The sequence below is a fragment of the Sulfurimonas xiamenensis genome, assembly GCF_009258045.1.
GTDB lineage: Bacteria > Campylobacterota > Campylobacteria > Campylobacterales > Sulfurimonadaceae > Sulfurimonas > Sulfurimonas xiamenensis.
Genome location: NZ_CP041166.1, coordinates 970396 through 988685 on the forward strand (window position 1 = coordinate 970396; position 18290 = coordinate 988685).

21 protein-coding genes, 1 tRNA gene and 1 other RNA gene are annotated in these 18290 nt (G+C 33.3%); 18 read left to right on the top strand and 5 right to left on the bottom strand.

All coding sequences use genetic code 11. The annotated features are described in order from the left end of the window. Positions 1-23 precede the first annotated feature (23 nt). From FJR47_RS04915 to FJR47_RS04930, 4 genes are read left to right on the top strand one after another with little or no spacing between them, the layout of a single operon-like run. Positions 24-359 carry a 4Fe-4S binding protein gene (locus tag FJR47_RS04915; RefSeq protein WP_152299340.1) on the top strand — a complete coding sequence of 112 codons (336 nt, stop codon included), beginning with the start codon at positions 24-26 and terminating at the stop codon, positions 357-359. Then, a complete protein-coding gene (locus FJR47_RS04920; protein WP_152299341.1) occupies positions 359-1492 on the top strand; it encodes a 2-oxoglutarate synthase subunit alpha in 1134 nt (377 codons plus the stop codon). The genes FJR47_RS04915 and FJR47_RS04920 overlap by 1 nt, the downstream gene beginning before the upstream one ends. A 1-nt stretch (position 1493) precedes the next feature. Further along, positions 1494-2351, top strand: coding sequence for a 2-oxoglutarate ferredoxin oxidoreductase subunit beta (locus FJR47_RS04925; RefSeq protein WP_152299342.1), 858 nt, complete (start codon positions 1494-1496; stop codon positions 2349-2351). Positions 2352-2362: 11 nt separating this feature from the next. Beyond that, the gene (locus tag FJR47_RS04930; protein ID WP_152299343.1) at positions 2363-2920 is read left to right on the top strand and encodes a 2-oxoacid:acceptor oxidoreductase family protein; all 558 of its coding nucleotides are present in this window, start codon (positions 2363-2365) and stop codon (positions 2918-2920) included. Positions 2921-3028: 108 nt separating this feature from the next. Here FJR47_RS04930 and FJR47_RS04935 read toward each other — a convergent pair whose 3' ends face one another. Beyond that, the gene (locus tag FJR47_RS04935) at positions 3029-3646 is read right to left on the bottom strand and encodes a TetR/AcrR family transcriptional regulator (RefSeq protein WP_152299344.1); all 618 of its coding nucleotides are present in this window, start codon (positions 3644-3646) and stop codon (positions 3029-3031) included. A 167-nt stretch (positions 3647-3813) separates the two neighbouring features. Here FJR47_RS04935 and rnpB point away from each other — a divergent pair. The 4 genes from rnpB to FJR47_RS04955 all read left to right on the top strand — a co-directional run bounded on the left by rnpB (position 3814) and on the right by FJR47_RS04955 (position 5288). Next, an RNA gene (gene rnpB / locus FJR47_RS04940) (RNase P RNA component class A) lies at positions 3814-4165 on the top strand. A 132-nt stretch (positions 4166-4297) separates the two neighbouring features. Next, the gene (locus FJR47_RS04945; RefSeq protein WP_152299345.1) at positions 4298-4510 is read left to right on the top strand and encodes a hypothetical protein; all 213 of its coding nucleotides are present in this window, start codon (positions 4298-4300) and stop codon (positions 4508-4510) included. 67 nt (positions 4511-4577) lie between these two features. Continuing rightward, complete coding sequence (locus FJR47_RS04950) at positions 4578-5123, top strand: response regulator (protein ID WP_152299346.1); 546 nt, start codon at positions 4578-4580, stop codon at positions 5121-5123. Positions 5124-5213: 90 nt separating this feature from the next. Beyond that, positions 5214-5288 (top strand) — tRNA-Glu (locus FJR47_RS04955). An 88-nt stretch (positions 5289-5376) separates the two neighbouring features. Here the strand turns inward: FJR47_RS04955 and FJR47_RS04960 are convergent. After that, positions 5377-7632: a glutamine--tRNA ligase/YqeY domain fusion protein gene (locus tag FJR47_RS04960; protein WP_152299347.1), complete on the bottom strand. Its 2256-nt coding sequence runs from the start codon at positions 7630-7632 to the stop codon at positions 5377-5379. 149 nt (positions 7633-7781) lie between these two features. Here FJR47_RS04960 and gltX point away from each other — a divergent pair, with 149 nt between their 5' ends. Together gltX and FJR47_RS04970 are read left to right on the top strand one after the other, a co-directional pair. Beyond that, on the top strand, positions 7782-9056 hold the full coding sequence (gene gltX / locus FJR47_RS04965) for a glutamate--tRNA ligase (protein WP_152299348.1): 1275 nt from the start codon (positions 7782-7784) through the stop codon (positions 9054-9056). Further along, positions 9053-9340, top strand: a complete 288-nt coding sequence (locus FJR47_RS04970; protein ID WP_152299349.1) for a YggT family protein — start codon at positions 9053-9055, stop codon at positions 9338-9340. The genes gltX and FJR47_RS04970 overlap by 4 nt, the downstream gene beginning before the upstream one ends. Here the strand turns inward: FJR47_RS04970 and FJR47_RS04975 are convergent. Beyond that, positions 9317-9817, bottom strand: a complete 501-nt coding sequence (locus tag FJR47_RS04975; protein WP_152299350.1) for a hypothetical protein — start codon at positions 9815-9817, stop codon at positions 9317-9319. The genes FJR47_RS04970 and FJR47_RS04975 overlap by 24 nt on opposite strands. A gap of 96 nt (positions 9818-9913) precedes the next feature. Between FJR47_RS04975 and mobB the strand changes: the two genes are divergently transcribed. From mobB to FJR47_RS05005, 6 genes are read left to right on the top strand one after another with little or no spacing between them, the layout of a single operon-like run. Then, positions 9914-10417, top strand: coding sequence for a molybdopterin-guanine dinucleotide biosynthesis protein B (gene mobB / locus FJR47_RS04980; RefSeq protein ID WP_152299351.1), 504 nt, complete (start codon positions 9914-9916; stop codon positions 10415-10417). A gap of 4 nt (positions 10418-10421) precedes the next feature. Beyond that, positions 10422-11261, top strand: coding sequence for a class 1 fructose-bisphosphatase (locus FJR47_RS04985; protein WP_152299352.1), 840 nt, complete (start codon positions 10422-10424; stop codon positions 11259-11261). After that, entirely contained in the window at positions 11248-11454 is a 207-nt protein-coding gene (locus FJR47_RS04990) for a hypothetical protein (protein ID WP_152299353.1), read from the top strand. The genes FJR47_RS04985 and FJR47_RS04990 overlap by 14 nt, the downstream gene beginning before the upstream one ends. An 11-nt stretch (positions 11455-11465) precedes the next feature. Beyond that, positions 11466-13388, top strand: coding sequence for a methionine--tRNA ligase (metG, locus tag FJR47_RS04995; RefSeq protein ID WP_152299354.1), 1923 nt, complete (start codon positions 11466-11468; stop codon positions 13386-13388). Then, positions 13385-14380, top strand: coding sequence for a hypothetical protein (locus FJR47_RS05000; protein WP_152299355.1), 996 nt, complete (start codon positions 13385-13387; stop codon positions 14378-14380). The genes metG and FJR47_RS05000 overlap by 4 nt, the downstream gene beginning before the upstream one ends. Positions 14381-14411: 31 nt before the next feature. After that, on the top strand, positions 14412-15545 hold the full coding sequence (locus tag FJR47_RS05005; protein WP_152299356.1) for a TRAP transporter substrate-binding protein: 1134 nt from the start codon (positions 14412-14414) through the stop codon (positions 15543-15545). 12 nt (positions 15546-15557) lie between these two features. Here the strand turns inward: FJR47_RS05005 and FJR47_RS05010 are convergent, their stop codons facing one another. Continuing rightward, complete coding sequence (locus FJR47_RS05010) at positions 15558-16217, bottom strand: M48 family metallopeptidase (RefSeq protein WP_188093699.1); 660 nt, start codon at positions 16215-16217, stop codon at positions 15558-15560. Further along, entirely contained in the window at positions 16204-16878 is a 675-nt protein-coding gene (queC, locus tag FJR47_RS05015; RefSeq protein ID WP_152299357.1) for a 7-cyano-7-deazaguanine synthase QueC, read from the bottom strand. Before queC ends, FJR47_RS05010 begins: the two co-directional genes overlap by 14 nt. Positions 16879-16937: 59 nt before the next feature. Here queC and ybeY point away from each other — a divergent pair, with 59 nt between their 5' ends. Next, positions 16938-17357 carry an rRNA maturation RNase YbeY gene (ybeY, locus tag FJR47_RS05020; RefSeq protein ID WP_152299358.1) on the top strand — a complete coding sequence of 140 codons (420 nt, stop codon included), beginning with the start codon at positions 16938-16940 and terminating at the stop codon, positions 17355-17357. A 6-nt stretch (positions 17358-17363) separates the two neighbouring features. Continuing rightward, positions 17364-18290 carry a calcium/sodium antiporter gene (locus tag FJR47_RS05025; RefSeq protein WP_152299359.1) on the top strand — a complete coding sequence of 309 codons (927 nt, stop codon included), beginning with the start codon at positions 17364-17366 and terminating at the stop codon, positions 18288-18290.

Consider the following 18290-nt stretch of genomic DNA (forward strand, 5'->3'; position numbering starts at 1 on the left):
TTCAAAACAAAAGAGGAGAGTAAATGGGAACTTTTAAAACTGAAAATCCTGGTAATCAACCGGTATGGGTAAATACCAGTAACTGTAAAGCATGTGATATTTGTGTTTCTGTATGCCCTGCGGGCGTTCTTGGAATGGTGTATGAACCTACATCTACTCTTGGTGCTATGATATCTATTCAGCATCCAGAGTCTTGTATAGGATGTATGGAGTGTGAATTATCATGTCCTGATTTTGCAATTTATGTTGCAGATAGAAAAGAGTATAAATTTGCAAAACTTACTGATGAATCAAAATCGCGTCAGGAAGCAGTTGTTGCAAATAATTATATGTCACTTAATGAACAAGGAGCTAAATAATGGCAACAAGAGAAATAATTTCAAGCGGTAATGAATTAGCTGCAATAGCTGCAAAAGATGCAGGATGTAGATTTTTTGGGGGCTATCCTATTACTCCATCAAGCGAAGTTATGCATGAAATGTCTAATTTAATGCCAGAAGTCGGCGGAGCTTGTATTCAAATGGAAGATGAGATTGCAGGAGTTGCAGCAGCGATTGGTGCCGGAATGAGTGGTGTTAGAACTATGACTGCTACTTCAGGTCCAGGTATTTCGCTTAAAGCAGAAAATCTTGGTTTGGCTCAAATGACTGAAGTTCCTTTGGTTGTAGTTAATGTTATGCGCGGCGGCCCATCAACTGGTCTTCCGACTCGTGTATCTCAAGGGGATGTTGCTCAGGCAAAGAATCCATCACATGGTGATTACAAATCAATCACGCTATGTGCAGGTTCATTGGCGGAGTGTTATACTGAAACTGTAAGAGCATTTAACTTAGCAGACAGATTTATGCAGCCTGTATTTGTTTTACTAGATGAAACATTGGGACACATGCATGGAAAAGCAATGCTTCCTACAGAAGAAGAGGTTGCTGCAGGAATTGTTCCTAGAAAAACATTCGAAGGCCCTGCAGAGGAGTATTTTCCATATGAGTGTGAAAGTGATCAGCCTGCAGTTTTAAATCCTATGTTTAAAGGGTACAGATACCATTTTACAGGTCTTCACCATGACAAAAGAGGGTTCCCTACTGAAGAGATAGAGACATGTAGAAAACTTATTCAAAGGCTTGAAGATAAAGTAGAACTTCATAAAGATGAGCTTGAATCTTATGAAGAGTTTCATATGGATGATGCAGAGATTTTAATTGTTGCGTATGGTTCAGTTTCTCTTGCTGCAAAAGAGGCAATCCGCCACTTAAGAGCAGAGGGTATTAAAGCAGGATTATTCAGACCGATTACACTTTGGCCAAGTCCGGCAAAGAAGATGAAAGAGCTTGCAGACAGAATACCAAAAGTTTTATGTGTAGAGCTAAATATCGGTCAATATAGAGACGAAGTACAACGCGCTACTGGAAGACTTGATATAAATGGTTTATTCAAAGTAAACGGAAGACCAATTTCTCCTTATGAAATTGTTAATAAAGTAAAGGAGCTGTAAAATGGCATTTAATTATGAAAACTATTTAAGACTGGAAAAAATGCCGACACTATGGTGTTGGGGTTGTGGTGATGGTGTTATCCTAAAAGCTTTTGTTAGAGCGGTTGACAGCCTTGGTATAAATAAAGATGATATCTGCCTAGTTTCAGGAATTGGATGTTCAGGAAGATTTTCATCATATGTTGATTTTAATACAGTCCATACAACTCATGGAAGAACTATAGCATTTGCAACAGGTATTAAACTTGCAAATCCTACTAAACATGTAATTTGTGTTGCGGGTGACGGTGATGCTTTAGCAATTGGCGGTAATCACACAATTCATGGTTGTAGAAGAAACATAGATATAACATTTATTATAATTAATAACTTTATTTATGGATTAACAAATTCTCAAACAAGTCCAACTACTCCACAGGGTATGTGGACAGTATCGCAACAAGTTGGAAACATTGATCCAACTTTTAATACTTGTAATTTAGCAATTGCATCAGGAGCTTCTTTTGTGGCGAGAGAGACAGTAAATGATCCTAAAAAATTAGAAAAAACTATGGTAAAAGCACTAGAACACAAAGGTTTTTCACTTCTTGAAGTTTTATCAAACTGCCATATTAATCTTGGTAGAAAAAATAAAATGAATTCTGCTATTGAAAATCTTAATTGGATAGACAGTATTACGGTTTCAAAGAAAAAATATGACACTATGACAGAAGAGGAACAAGTAAATTTACTTCCTACAGGTGTTTTAAAACAAGATACACAAGCAGCTGAGTATTGTGATATGTATGCTGAAATTATTAAAGTACATCAAGGTAAAAGAAAAACAATTACTCAAGATGACTTTAAGAAAAAAATATAAGGAGGCACGGGGTGGCTAGAACATTAATGAGATTTACAGGTGTTGGCGGACAAGGTGTTCTTCTCGCTGGTGAAATTTTTGCAGCTGCAAAAATTAAAACCGGCGGTAATGGATTAAAAACAGCAACATATACTTCACAAGTTCGTGGTGGACCGACTGTTGTTGATATAACTTTAGATGATGATGAAATTTACTATCCATATGCGAATGACGGCGAGATAAACTTTATGCTCTCTGTTGCACAAGTAAGCTATGATCAATTTAAAAAAGGTGTACAAGAGGGCGGAACTATTGTTATAGATCCAAACCTTGTTAAACCTAGCGATGAAGATAGAAAAAAATGGAATATAATTGAAATTCCGATTATTACTATTGCAAAAGAGGAAGTTGGTAATGTTATTACTCAGTCAGTTGTTGCACTTGCAATAGCAAATACAATTATGAAACCTCTTGATAGAGAAGTTTTAATCGAAACAATGCTCTCAAAAGTACCTGCCAAAGTTCATGATGTAAATAAAGTAGCATATGATCTTGGTGAAAAATATGCACTAGAGGCAGTAGCAAAATAATTTTATGCTTGCCTGTAGTTTTTGCAGCCTTCAAAAGGGCTGCTTTTTTTAAATATATTTCTGATATTAAATAGTATTAGAAATAAAATATTTTAATATTAAAAAATATCACACTTTAATACTTTCCCAAAAAAACTCAACATGCTTTTCAAACTGTGTAGATAGAGCTGTTGTAGGCGTGCTATCAAACCTCAGAAGTGTAATTTGCAATCGTATATAGAATAGGGTGGAAATAAATTCATAAGCTACCATCATTGGATCAGCAGAGCGTATTAAAGAGTTCTGCATCATTATAAAAAATGCTTCAGAGAACATTTTTATATTTTCATTATGAAATTCATTCATAAACTGTTCTCTAAGTTCTCTGTTTTGGAATAACTCAATCATTAGCAATCTAAACATATTCTCATTATTTTTATCAAATGTGAGAAGTTTATATTGCATAGCAAACTTTTGTAAAAAAACTTTTCCCTTGAGTGCTGACTCTTTAATATTTGTCTCATTTGTATGAAAAGGAGAAGAAAATATCTCTTTTGCGACACATAAAAATATCTCCTCCTTATTCTTAAAATGATTATACAAAGCGCTCTCCCTAATTCCTACTTCTGAAGCTATTTTTCGCACACTTGTTGCTTTAAAACCATATTCTGAGAAGAGTGTAGATGACACTTTTATAATCTTTTGTTTTGTATTTGATTTCTTTTGAATCGTCTTGTTTTCGGGCATTTTGCAACCTTTTTTAGTATATGAACAATTGTTAATTTAAATAAAATTATATATGAACAAGTGTTAATCTATGCTTATGTGATGATGAACACTTGTTCATCAATCAAGCAGATGTTATGAACAGATGTTCATAAACAGATTTAAAGGAAATTTTTAGTATTATTTTAAAGGTACAACGGGTAGTTGCTTGATTTATTTCAAGAGGAAAGTCCGAGCTGCTCTAAGACAGTGTTCCATTTAATTAATGGCCGTAGTAATACGAGGGAAAGTGCAACAGAGAGTAGACTTCCGCCCAACGGCGGTAAAGGTGAAAGGGTGGTGTAAGAGACCACCAGTCTCTATAGTAATATAGAGAGCTTGTAAACCCAACATGGCAGCAAGAAACAGATGGTCAGCGTCTTAGGGGTAAAATTACAATGTAATCTTACTTATGCTACTGTTTCGCTAGAGTTACTATGTAAATAGTAAAGTAGATTAATGCTACCAAAACAAAACTCGGCTTACTGTTGTACCTTTTTAATTGAACATACTATTTAATATCAATAATAAAAAGGTTTTGGTTGTATTTAATGTTAATTGAATTTTCTCAAGAGAATTTACATTATGTTAACCAAGATATTTGAAAACTGACACTATTACATGGAAAAACAAATGAGAAGCAAAAAAGAAGAATTAATAGCTGATATACAAAATCTTCTAAATACTTATGAAGGTATAAAAAAAACATCCATAAATGCAGATATGCTAAAATTTATGGATGAAGCCAGTTTGATCAGTATAATAGATTCATTACTAAATCAAAAAGAGTATTCAAAAGAGTCAGACTTACAATGGTTAGAAAAATTTAAAAAATATAATATATAATACGCTCTATTTCGTTTAATCAAAATCTGTTACAATTTCGTCATATTTTAAAATAAAGGATTTTGTTATGTCCAATGTAGATTTAATTCAACTAACTGAACAAACAAAAAAATTATCAGCAATGATTGTTGAAGATGAGAAAATTGCAAATGAACTTTTAAGTTCTACTTTTAAAAATTTCTTTTCAGATGTAAAATCATTTTTTAATGCAAAAGAAGCACTTCAAGCTTATTCAAAATCATCTCCTGATATTGTCTTTGTAGATATTATTATGGCTGAAATGGACGGAATCGAACTTGCACGAAAAATTCGTGAAATTAATCCTGATCAGATTATTATTATTATTTCGGCCAGCAATGATATAGAAAAAATATCTGAATCTATTGAAGTTGGTGTTAATAGTTTTATACAAAAACCAATTGATACCAAAAAAATAATAGAATTATTAAAAAATATAGTATCAATAATGAATAAAAAGAAAAAAATAGAAACAAAAACATTTTCTATATCTCTTCCTTTAGACATATATGAAGAAGTTGATGAAAATGCCAAAGCTGAAAGCATCTCAAAAAATGCAGTAATTATTAGAGCTTTACGCAGTTTTTACGAGTAATTTATTTTTTTTTACTGAGTTTTTAAAATTTTATATTTTATTAAGAAATAAATCTATATAATTTCGGCTCAGTAAATAAGACTGACAAGTGGCCCCGTCGTCTAGCGGTCAGGATCCATGGTTTTCATCCATGTTACAGGAGTTCGATTCTCCTCGGGGTCACCACTTCATCAACTTAAGAACAATCACAAACAGATCGTACTATTTGCTTAAACATGACAGAACTGCAAAGGCTAGTTCTACACTAACCTTTTTATTTTAATTTCTGTGTAACAAGTTCATTTACCACTTTTGGGTTTGCTTTGCCGCCTGTGGCTTTTAAGACCTGCCCTACAAAAAAGCCGAGAAGATTACTATTTCCAGCTTTAAATTTGGCAACATTGTCTGGATATTTTGCAACTATTTCATCGATAATAGGCTCGATTACGCTCACATCACTTATCTGAACAAGTCCTTTGGCTTTAACTATCTGTAAAGGGTCTTTTCCGCTTTTAGCCATCTCTTCAAAAACCTCTTTAGCTATTTTGTTTGAAATGGTGCCATCATCTAGCATTTGCACAAGTTTAGCTACATCGGATGAATTAAATTGAAGCTCGTGCACTTCTTTTTCTTTTAACTCTCTTGCAACCTCATTTGCTACGATGTTAGCAATAGTTACAGGTGAGTTGTTAACTGATAATACTTCAGCATAAAAAGAAGACAATTTTTCATCTCTCGCTAAGATATCAGCAATCATACTGTTTAATTTAAGTTCAGTCGTGTATTTGTCAAATAAAGCTTGCTCATGCTCACTCATAGGTTCTGCTTGACCATCTAGCTGTACTTTTTTAACTTGAATTTTTTTCTCCTGCTTGGGTGCATCAGTTTTTTTCTTTTTAGTATAAGAGTCTTTCAATCCTACTATTTTGTTAAATACGGGGTTTGCATCTGTATAGTCTACTGGATCAGCATAAAAGTACCCTTCCCTTTCAAACTGGAACCTCACATCCGGCTTCTCTGTTACAACTGCAGGCTCAATAAGAGCATTTTTTATGATTTTTAAAGAATCAGAATTGAGGTCCTCTATACTTTGTGGGTTTTCGCAAGAATAGAGTCTGTCGTATAGTCTTACCTCTACTTTTTTAGCAGATACGGCATCTACCCACTGGATAGCACTTTTGACTTTTATACCGCTTGTGTCTTGTCCGCTTTTAGACTCGGGGTTATATTCTGCTATTATCTCAGTTATATTGCCACTTTTATCTTTTTTAACCTCTTTACATGTGATAATATAAGCATGTTTAAGGCGTACAGGCTGATTGGGTGTAAGACGGAAGTAATCTTTTGGAGGATTTTCTGAGAAGTCTGCCCGTTCTATGTATATCTCTTTTGAGAAAGGTACTTTTCTTGAACCCTCTTTGGGAACATCATCCGGATAGTACGGGGCGTCAAGTTCTTCGCTGCCTTCATAGTTGGCTATAGTTACTTTTAGAGGGTCAAGCACCGTCATAACACGCGGTACTTTTGTGTTGAGATCATCTCTGATACAAAACTCAAGCTGTGAGATATCAACAGTGGAGTTTGCTTTTGCTATACCGATCTGATCACAGAAGTTTAAAATAGATTCAGGTGTATAGCCTCTTCTTCTAAGTCCTGCAATGGTAGGAAGGCGGGGATCGTCCCATCCACATACTCTTTTTTCATTGACCAATTCCAGAAGCTTTCTTTTGCTCATAACGGTATAGTTAATCCCAAGTCTTGCAAATTCATATTGATAAGGGCGCGGCGGTTCGAGTTTAAGCGTATCTAATACCCAGTCATAGATGTCACGGTTGTTTTCAAACTCTAGCGTACAGATAGAGTGAGTTACACCTTCAATATAATCAGAGAGACAGTGACCAAAGTCATACATAGGGTAAATTGCCCACTTGTCCCCTGCTCTATAGTGGTGCGCATGGCGGATACGGTATAAGAGAGGATCACGCATTTTCATGTTTGCCGCTGACATATCGATCTTAGCGCGAAGAACATGCTCACCGTCTTTAAACTCACCGTTTTTCATTCTCTCTAAAAGGTCTAGGTTCTCTTCTACACTGCGCTGTGCATATTTACTGCGACGCCCCGGTTCCGTGATGGTGCCACGGTACTCTCTCATAGTCTCTTCATCTAAGCTGTCAACATAAGCTTTACCCATTTTAACAAGTTCTATAGCATACTCATAAAGTTTGTCGAAATAGTCAGATGTATATCGCACATCACCCTCCCACTCAAATCCGAGCCACTTAACAGCGTCTTTAAGCGCTTCAACATATTTTGTATCTTCAGTAGTCGGGTTAGTGTCATCCATTCTAAGGTTACAATAACCGTTGTAATCGTGTGCGATGCCGAAATTTATTGCTATAGATTTAGCGTGTCCAATATGAGGGAAGCCGTTTGGTTCCGGAGGAAATCTTGTTATAATATTTTTGTATTTGCCTGCTTTTAAGTCTTTTTCAACTATTGTGCGTAAAAAATCTTTGTGCTCACTCATTACTTGTTAAACCTTTAATTTAAAACTCTTATTATGAATTGTATTTTATCAAATTGGAGCTTATAGCTCAATTTCCCTCTATCTTATCTAAAGAACTTCCTTAGCTAAAACTTGATAAAATTCAAAAATCACATTATACAGGAATATAAATGCTAAGATTTGCGTCCAGCCCTACTCGCGATATGAACATTGGTGATTTAAGAGTTGCCCTATTTAACTATATTGTCTCAAAGCAGAGAGATGAAGGTTTAATCATTCGCATAGAAGACTTGGATAAAGAGAGAAATATAGAAGGAAAAGATGAAGAGACAATTGGTATTTTGAAGCTTTTGGGCATTGATTATTCTCATGTTGTTTATCAAAGCCAAAATTTCCGTTTTCATGCAGCAATGGCTCTGCAGCTTTTGCATGAAGCTAAAGCGTTTAACTGTTTTTGTTCACCAGAGTGGCTTGAAAAAAAGAGAGAAGAAGCCAAAAATAACAAAGAAACATATAGATATGATGATGCATGCGCAAATTTACCTGCAGAACTTGTAATCGACAATGAAAATCCATTTACCGTAAGGATAAAAAAGTCAGAAACACCGATAATAATAAAAGACCATATTAAGGGTGAGATAACTTTCAAGCCTCAAGATTTGGAGAGTTTCATTATAATGAACGAGAATAAGACACCCACTTATAACTTCGCCTGTGGGATTGATGATATGCTCGGCGATATATCTTTAGTTATCCGTGATGAAGAACAGATGAACGATGCACCTAAAGAAGATTTGATCCGAACATCACTTGGATATGAAAAGAAAATTGAATATGCCCATCTGCCTGCTATATTGGGTGAAAATAATGCCTTAAGCGTCAAGTGGCTTCTTGAAGAGGGCTACTTGCCGTCCGCTATTGCAAATTACTTAATTTTAATGGGAAACAAGCCATCAAAAGAGATTTTTTATCTAGTAGACGCCATAGAGTGGTTTGATTTGAAAAACATATCAAAAGAGTCTGAGTATTTTGATATTGACAAATTAAGAGATATAAACAAAGAACATCTAAGAGCTCTAGATACAAAAGAGCTCTCCAGATATGTTGGTTTTGCAGACGCCGATATTGGTGAACTGGCACGCGTATATCTTGAGGAAGCCTCAACTACAAAAGAGTTAAAATCAAAAATAGGTGCTATTTTTGCAAAAAAAGAGGTGCCAAAAGAGTTTGCAGAGGCTGTAAAAACGATGTCAGAGATTATTAAAAATGCACCGTATTTTGAAGAGTTTGATGATTTTAAAAATTATATCATGAAAGAATCTAGACTAAATGATAAAATTTTTTCTAAACTTTTGAGACTTCTATTAACAGGTGCTGAAGATGGTCCGGATATCTCTTTGGTATATAAATATATTAAAAATTACATAGGTGAGATTGTTAAATGAGTATGATAATAGAGATAATTCAAGGTATAGGTTCAATTTTTATCGGACTTGTTAATATTTATATATGGGTGGTGATTATCGCTGCTCTTCTTAGTTTTGTGAATCCAGATCCGTTCAATCCTATTGTTCAATTTTTATATAGAGTAACAAATCCTGCTTACTCTTTTGTAAGAAGATTTGTAAGAACAAATTTTAATGGTTTGGATTTGGCACCACTAATAATTATTATAGGATTGCAAATTATAATTGTACTGCTTAGTTCAATTTTGCGGGCTCTTTACTGATTCATAATGTAATATTTTCGAAGATGAAACATTATCTTCGAGAAGAAGATTAATCGTATCTGTTTTTTCAAATGTTATTAAATAGTAGCTATTCCAGTTATTTTTACTATTAACAAGATGTGAAAATTTATTTTCTTCTGGAAGTTGCTCAACTTCAATTGGGAGTTTTGAATTTAATTTAAGTTTTAAATTACTATCTGCTGATTTATTGGGATTGTAAATCTCTTTTGCTTCTTTTGTAAATAAAAATACAAAAAAATATTCATTTTTATTATATAGCTTAGGATATATTTCATTTAAATATATCACAGAGATGACACCTTGCGTTTCTCCATCTTTAGATACTATTTTACTACTTTGAATACTGGTTGCGCTTAATTCCTGATCTTTATCCATATTAAATTCAAAAAAAGCATTTTTTCTAGAACATCCCGTAAAAAGAGTTAAAAAAGTTAAAATTATAAAAAAAGTTTTCATTTAAAATCCTGCAAATTATCATGGAATTATATCTTATTAAACAACCTTTTAAAGACTATTTTGTATAATAACTAAAATTTTAATAAAGTGTTTACATTGAAAAAAAGATTAGCAGTTGCATTTACAGGTCCCTCAAACAGTGGTAAGACTACCCTTATATTAAAAGTTGCCAGAAAACTAATACATGAATATAATAAAGAGGTGGCAATTATTAAACATGATCCAAAAGACAAAGCTCGTTTTGATGTTGAAGGAAAAGATAGTTATAAGTTCTCAGACACGGGTGCAGAAGTTATTGTTACATCCCCAAATCGTACAACCTACTTTTCTCAAAGAGAAAAAGATCTTGATGAAATGATTAGACTCTTTGATAATTTTGATGTCTTATTGGTAGAGGGATTGAAAAGTCTTCCTTTGCCTAGAATCAGCATATTTAGAAATTATTTAGATAGTGACTATTTTCCATATATGGATGCATTGGCAATTGACGGCAGTGTAAATATAAAAGAGTATGATTTACCTAACAATATTGCTATACTGGATCTAAACAATTGTGATGATGTAATATCATGGATACTTAAAAATGCAAAGGAAGTGTAGATAAATGACTGATATATTTAAAGCAATACAAAGAACAGCTATAAGAATAAAAGAGGCGATTGATACAAAAGATATTGGTTATTCACAGCAAGAGAACAGCTCCGGCGAAACGCAGCTTCAACTTGATATAAAATGCGATATGATTATTGAAGAGGAGTTCTCGCATATACCTTCTATTCATACAATTGCTAGTGAAGAGAAAGAGAAGGAGATGTTACTGCATAAAGATGGCAGATATTTTATAGCGTATGATCCACTTGACGGCTCTTCTTTAATTGATGTTAATTTAAGTGTCGGTTCTATTTTTGGAATATATGAAAATGCCTTTGGCGCTAAAAATATGGTCGCATCTTGCTATGTTGTATTTGGTCCTCGTGTTGAGATGGTATTTGCGCACAATAAAACTAAACTTCACTTACTTCAAAATGGAGAGTTTGAGTTTGTTAAAGAGATTCGTCTTAATGAAAAGGGTAAACTTAATGCTCCCGGCGGAACACAGCAAAACTGGAAACCGTATCATAAAAAGCTTGTAGACAGCTTCTTTGCTGAGGGTTATCGTCTAAGATACTCCGGCGGAATGGTTCCTGATTTGCATCAGATACTTTTAAAAGGTGGCGGTTTATTTAGTTACCCTGCTACTTCGGATAGACCTGATGGAAAACTTCGTAAACTTTTTGAAGTATTTCCATTTGCTTTTGTATTTAAAACTGCCGGTGGAGAGGCAATTGACGGAGAAAAAGATTTAATGGAAATCGAGTGCGCACACATACATGATACATCACCATGTTTTTTTGGTTCCAAATATGAGATACAAAGAGTAAAAGAAGTTTATGCAAATAACTAATACCGGCGAGATGGACAAATTTGAACTTCATCTTAACGAGATGATAGAAAAAGTACAAAACTGCCAAAAAGAAAAAGAGTTAAAAAGTTGCAGCAGTTGTGAGTTCTATTTAAAATGTGAATTAAGAACCAATTACATTAAAGCTGTTTATAACAGTATGTCTAAAGGAGATACTGGTGGATTTGAATTTTAAGGGGATAGAAATTGAGTAAATATATAACAACACCGATATACTATGTTAATGGCGAAGCACATATAGGACATGCGTATACTACTTTTATAGCCGACAGCATGGCTAGATATGAAAAATTAAAAGGTGAAGATACATATTTTTTGACCGGTACAGATGAACATGGGCAAAAAATTGAGGAGTCTGCTCAAAAAAATGGCAAACCCACTCAACTGTTTGCAGATGAGATAAGTGCAGGTTTTAAAAATTTATGGGATGAATTTGAAATAGATTATGACAAATTTATCCGTACAACCGATGAAGATCACAAAAAAGGCGTGCAAAAAGCTTTTGAAGTTATGTATGCAAAAGGTGATATATACAAAGATTTTTACGAGGGACACTACTGTGTAAGCTGTGAGACTTTTTTTACTGAAACTCAACTTGTTGATGGCGAATTTTGTCCAGACTGCGGCAGAAGTACCAATATTATTAAAGAAGAGAGTTACTTTTTTAAACTTTCAAAATATGAAGACGCTCTTTTAAAATACTATGCACAAAATCCTGATTTTATAATGCCGCGCTCTCGTGCAAGTGAAGTTATAAACTTTGTTAAAGGAGGTTTGCGTGACCTTTCTGTGACAAGAACATCTTTTACATGGGGTGTTCAAATGCCTGAATCGATAAAAGATGATAAGCATGTTATGTATGTTTGGCTTGATGCACTAATGAACTATATAACGGCTCTTGGCTATGGAACTGATGAAGCAAATATGCACTATTGGCCGGCTTCTATTCAATTTGTCGGCAAAGATATACTCCGCTTTCACGCTATTTACTGGCCTGCTTTTTTAATGAGTTTGGATCTCCCTCTTCCAAAACATATCGGAGCTCACGGCTGGTGGACTAGAGATGGGGAAAAAATGAGTAAATCAAAAGGCAATGTTGTTTCCCCAAGAGAGGTTGCAAACGCTTATGGTGTTGAAAACTTAAGATATTTTATGCTGAGAGAGGTTCCTTTTGGACAAGACGGCGATTTTTCTCAAAGAGCCTTTATAGATAGAATAAACTCTGAACTTAGTAATGATTTAGGCAATCTTTTAAATCGTATTATCGGCATGAGCGGTAAATATTCAAATTTTGAAATAGATAGCGTAAATGTTTTGAAATATCATAAAAAAGAGATTGATGCAGTCAATATTATTTTGGATTCGCTTGACACTTTTATGGAGAATATACAAATACATAGATATTTAGAAGAGTTATGGAAACTATTTTCTATTGGAAATAAAGCTATCGAAGAGCATGCTCCATGGGTTAAAATGAAAGAAAATAAAAAAGATGAAGCACTTGCAACCGTAGCATTGGTCGCAAATATACTAGCTAAAGCATCAATTATGCTTCACCCTGTTATGCCGCGCACAACAAATACAATTGCCGATGCCTTAAGTTTTAGCATAAACAGCTCAAGCTATAACGAGTTTATTATAGATAAAAAACTTTTAAAATTATTTAATATTAAAGTTGTTCCACCACTATTTCCTCGCATAGAAGAGCCTTTAATGCCTGAAGCTCCTTCAGCACAGCCAAATATTTCTGAGAAAAGTGATGAAATATTGGAAGAAAAAGATAACCTTATAGAAATTGGCCAGTTTTTTGAAACATCTCTAAAAATAGGTGTTGTTATAGAGGCTGAGGAGGTGCCAAAAAGCAAAAAGCTCTTAAAGCTTCAAGTTGATTTAGGTGAAGAAAAGCCTAGACAAGTTGTAGCAGGTATAAAAGAGTTTTACAGTGCTGACTCCTTATTAAATACACAGGTTTGTGTTGTTGCAAATTTAAAACCGGCGAAACTAATGGGTATGATTTCAGAAGGAATGCTGCTTGCTGCAAAAGATGAAGATGGTCTTTGTCTAATCAGACCTGAAAAATCTAAAAAACCAGGTACATCGATTGGATGAGACTTGAAAATTTTTTAGCACTTACGCAAGCTACTCTTGTTAATGAACCATATATAAATAGCTTTGAAAATATTGTTTTTGAAGCTTCTAAAATAAAAAGAGGTGATCTCTTTTTTGCTTATGATTATAAAAATATAGAGTTAGCCGTTGCAAATGGTGCTTACGGTGTTGTGTTTGAGAGTCCAACACAAATAAGTGATAGTGAAATAGCTTGGATTAAAGTCAACAGCTTAGATAATGCACTTAAAAAACTGCTTCGTTTTAAAATGATAGAAAAAGAGATTGTAGCCTATGAGTGTAATGAAATTGTTTTAAAACTATCTTTGCAGATTATTACTCAGCTAAATTTTATTTCACTTACTGGAGATTTGAAATCAATTTTCAAATCTCTTTGGAATGCAGAAAACAAAACAACGGTACTGTTCTGCCCTGCTCTAAGTGATAGAGAGATATTTGCAAATGTAAAAAAAATCCCAACTAACTCTTTTGAATCTATCGTAATAATGGAGCAAACCCTATTTGAAACATCTTTTATTTATGATAATATTTTTTATGAAAGACAACTGATTTCCCCATTTTTCATACCATATTTAGAAGAGTTGCTGCATCTTTTAAAAACACTTAAAATCAATTATAAATTGAAAAAATTTACTCCGATAAATCATTTTGAAGCAGTTTTTACAAATAAGAAGTTTGAAATAAAAAGTTTTGGCACCAGTGATAAAGTACTTATATTTGAACCAAATATAAATTTAATAGATTCTCAAATTCTATTTTTACAACGCCATGCATCATGGGCCAGTATCATTTTTATTGCTCCATCACATATCAAATCTTATGAAAATAAAAATATTTTTATTTACAAAAATGAAAAAGACATTATAAATATACTTAAAAATAATAATTTTCATTTTGCACTTATTGCAGGGGTTGATAAATCAATTTTAAATAAACCCTTATCAAATCAAATGCAGCTTACTATGGATTTTTAAATACTATTTCTAATGAGGATGTACACAAAATATGAATAGAAGAGATTTTTTAACAACTGCTACAACAGTTTCTACCGCTTTTGCATTAACAGGCTGTAATGACAACAATCGGCAAGCTATTGATTATTCAAAACATCCACAGCAAAAAAACAGTGATGCAAAAAGAGTAAATATCAATAAAAATAAAAAAATTGTTATAAAATTAGCTACTAGCTGGCCGGCAAGCTTTCCTATTATGGGAACCGGTGTAGAAAAATTTGCACAAAGATTAAAAGATATTAGCGGCAACTCTTTGGAAGTAAAAATTTATCCAAAGAATGTTCTTATTCCAGATTTGGCTGTTTTTGATGCGTGTTCCAGCGGTCAAATAGATGCTTTTCATTCAGGGCCATACTACTGGAAAGGAAAAAACAGCGCTTTTTCTTTATACAGCGGCATTCCTTTTGGATTTACTGCTGAAGAGATAAACTCATGGATGCTTTTTGGAGGAGGTTTAGAACTTTGGAGAGAACATTATGCAAAGTATAATCTTCATCCTTTTATGGGCGGAAATACTAATATTCAAATGGGCGGATGGTTTAGAAAAGAGATAAAATCACTTGCTGATATGAATGGACTTAAGATGAGAATTCCTGGTCTTGGCGGAGAAGTTTTTTCAAAAATGGGAGTTAACTCTATTTTACTGCCTGCAGGGGAGATATATACTTCACTGGAACGAGGTGTAATAGATGCTACAGAATGGGTTGGTCCTGCTCTTGATATCAAAATGGGATTTTATAAGGTAGCACCCTACTACTACTCAGGCTGGCATGAGCCAGGTTCTATCCTAGAGGTTACTTTTAATAAGCAGCTTTGGAATAAACTTCCTTTTGAACATCAAAGTATGATAGAGGTTGCTGCAAGTGAGATGAATTCAAGTATGACTTATGAATTTCACAGTGAAAATATCAAGGCCCTTAAAAAACTAAAAGAACTTAATATATCTATCCATCAGTTTCCAAAGGATGTCATAGATGCAGGAAAAATAGCTTTAAATGAAGTTATAACTGAGCTTAGTGAAAAAAACAGTGACTTTAAAAGAGTTTATGCCTCTATACAAAACCATCTTTCTCTTTCAAAAGAGTGGAGTGATGCGAGTTTAAAATACTTTTTAAATGAGAGGTAGATCGTTTTATTATTAAAACCAGAAGTTTTTTAGCTTTTGATTTAACTCATAAGAATCAGGGATATATTGATTGACTAAAGAGTGAAATTTTTTTGAATGATTCATATGTTTAAGGTGTGCGAGTTCATGCACTACTACATAATCAATCAGTTTTTCTTCTACTTTTATAAGTTCTGTATTAAAGGTAATAATTCCTTTTGAGCTGCAGCTTCCCCATCTACTTCTCATTTTTCTAAATTTTATATCGCTATAAGTTAAATCCATTATTTTTGAATAGTATTCTACTCTTGGAACAATATAATTTTGAGCATAAAATTTATAAAATTCATCATAACATCTTAAAATATTATCAATTTTTGTCGTATCTATTTTTTTAAGATAAGTTCTTAACTCTTTTGCTTTATCCGTATCAATACTGAAAATTTTTCCAAACAATAAAACTTCATCTTGAAGATTCACTCTTATTTGTGAATTTTTTTCTACTATTTTTAGCTGTTTTCGTATCCACTCTTCCCTGCTAATAAGAAGATTTTGAATATATTTTTTTGAAACAGCAGGAGTTTTAAGAACTATTTCACCATTTTTCTTAACGCTTATGTAGCTATTTTTTAAATTTGCTTTATATATATGTACAATTTTTAAATTATTAAAATCTATCTCACTGGTACTCAATTGGATCTTTTACTCCGACTTCTTTAAAACCATTTAACCTTAAACGACAGCTATCACAAACTCCGCACGCTTTATCTTCATTTTTATAACAACTCCATGTAAGATTAAGCGGAACTTCTAAATCTAGCGCTTTTTTAACAATTTGAGATTTTTTTAGATGTACTAAAGGCATATGAATAACTATATTTGTTTCATCTTTTGTACCAAGATTTATACTTCGCTGCATACTTTGTATAAAAGAGTCCCTGCAATCAGGATAACCGCTGCTGTCCTCTTCCACCACTCCTATTGCAATAGCTTCGGCATTTTCTTTTTCTGCTATAGCAGCTGCCATACTTAAAAATATTCCATTTCTAAAAGGCACATATGTGACGGGAACACCCTCTTCTACACCGCCAGTTGGTATATCTATATTTTTATCAGTCAAAGCTGAAGCACCTATTTGAGCGAAAAAATCCAAATCTAAAACATATCTATTTAAAACGCCCAATTCATCACAAATATTGTGAAAACAAGACAACTCTTTTTTTTGTGTTCTTTGTGCATAATTAAAATGCACAGCAACAATCTCATACCCCATTTTTTTCATCATGTATGCGCTAAGCGTTGAATCCATACCACCGCTCATAACACAGAGCGCTTTTTTATCTTTTATAATCATAAAAATATTTTAGCATAATCTTTTATGAACATATTTTAAAATTTGATATAATCTCACTTATGATTGAACTTGACAATAGAACTACACTACAGATTGATACTACTCTTATTGATGCAATAGCAAATCTTTTTACAAATAAAGAAATTGAGCTTATTGTTACAACAAATGAAGAGATAAGAGAGATAAATAAAACATATCGAAATATTGACAAAGATACAGATGTATTAAGTTTTCCATATGAACCTATGCCGATGAGCCCGCTTGGAAGCATAGTTATCTCCTCTTCTCATGTAAAAGAAAAAGCAATAGAACTGGGTCATAGTGAAAATGATGAGTTTGCACTTCTTTTTATACACGGTTTGCTTCATCTGTTAGGATATGACCATGAAACTGACAATGGTCAAATGAGAAAAAAAGAAGCAGAGCTTATAAAAAAATTCAACCTTCCAAAAAGTCTAATAATTAGAACAGAAGGATAGCTCTTAGTGGATTTTATAATTTTTGCAGTTGCTATGACAGCGCTTATTTATGGAGCAGATTTTATTATAAAAGAGTCTGAAAGAATTGCTCTTCATTTCAATATATCACATTTTGTAATCGGTGCTACACTTATTGCTTTTGGCACATCATTACCGGAAATGGCAGCTTCTATGATGGCATCAGGAGCCGGTAAAAGCGAAATGGCTATCGCAAATGTTGTGGGCAGCGTAACTTTTAATATAACGCTAGTCTTAGGGCTTGTTTTTTTAATATCAAAAAAAATGACTTCAAGACGGAATCTATTTGACAGAGATAGTGCGTGGGTAGTTGTTCCTGTAATTTTATTTATGCTAATGATTCAAGACGGCTTAATTAGCAGAATTGAAGGAGCTTTGTATATTTTGGTTATGTTCTCTTATCTTATATTTTTATTTACCGATTCCAAAGAAGATCTTGTAGAAGAGATAGATGAAGAGTTAATGAAAGAAAAATTTAAATGGCTCAAAACAACTCAATTTTTACTTATTGGTTTTATTTTAACAATAGGCGGAGCACATTTTGTTGTAGAGAGCGGAACAAATATAGCAAAAATATTTGGAGTTAGTGAGTGGATAATTGGGCTTTTTCTTATTGCTTTTGGAACATCACTGCCTGAACTTGTAGTATCTTTGGTTGCAATAAAAAAAGGCAATGCCGAAATGAGTATTGGAAATATAATAGGCTCAAATGTTGCTAATTTCTCTATGGTTTTAGGTTCAGCAGCACTTTTAAACCCTCTCTCTATTGACTTAATTGCTACAAAGTTTGATATTTATATAATGATTGCAGCTTCCCTAACACTTCTGTTTATTTTGGCAAATAGACTTTATAATAAAGCAGGAGCAATATTTTTACTAACAATATTAACTCTTTTTATACTTAATTCTATTTAA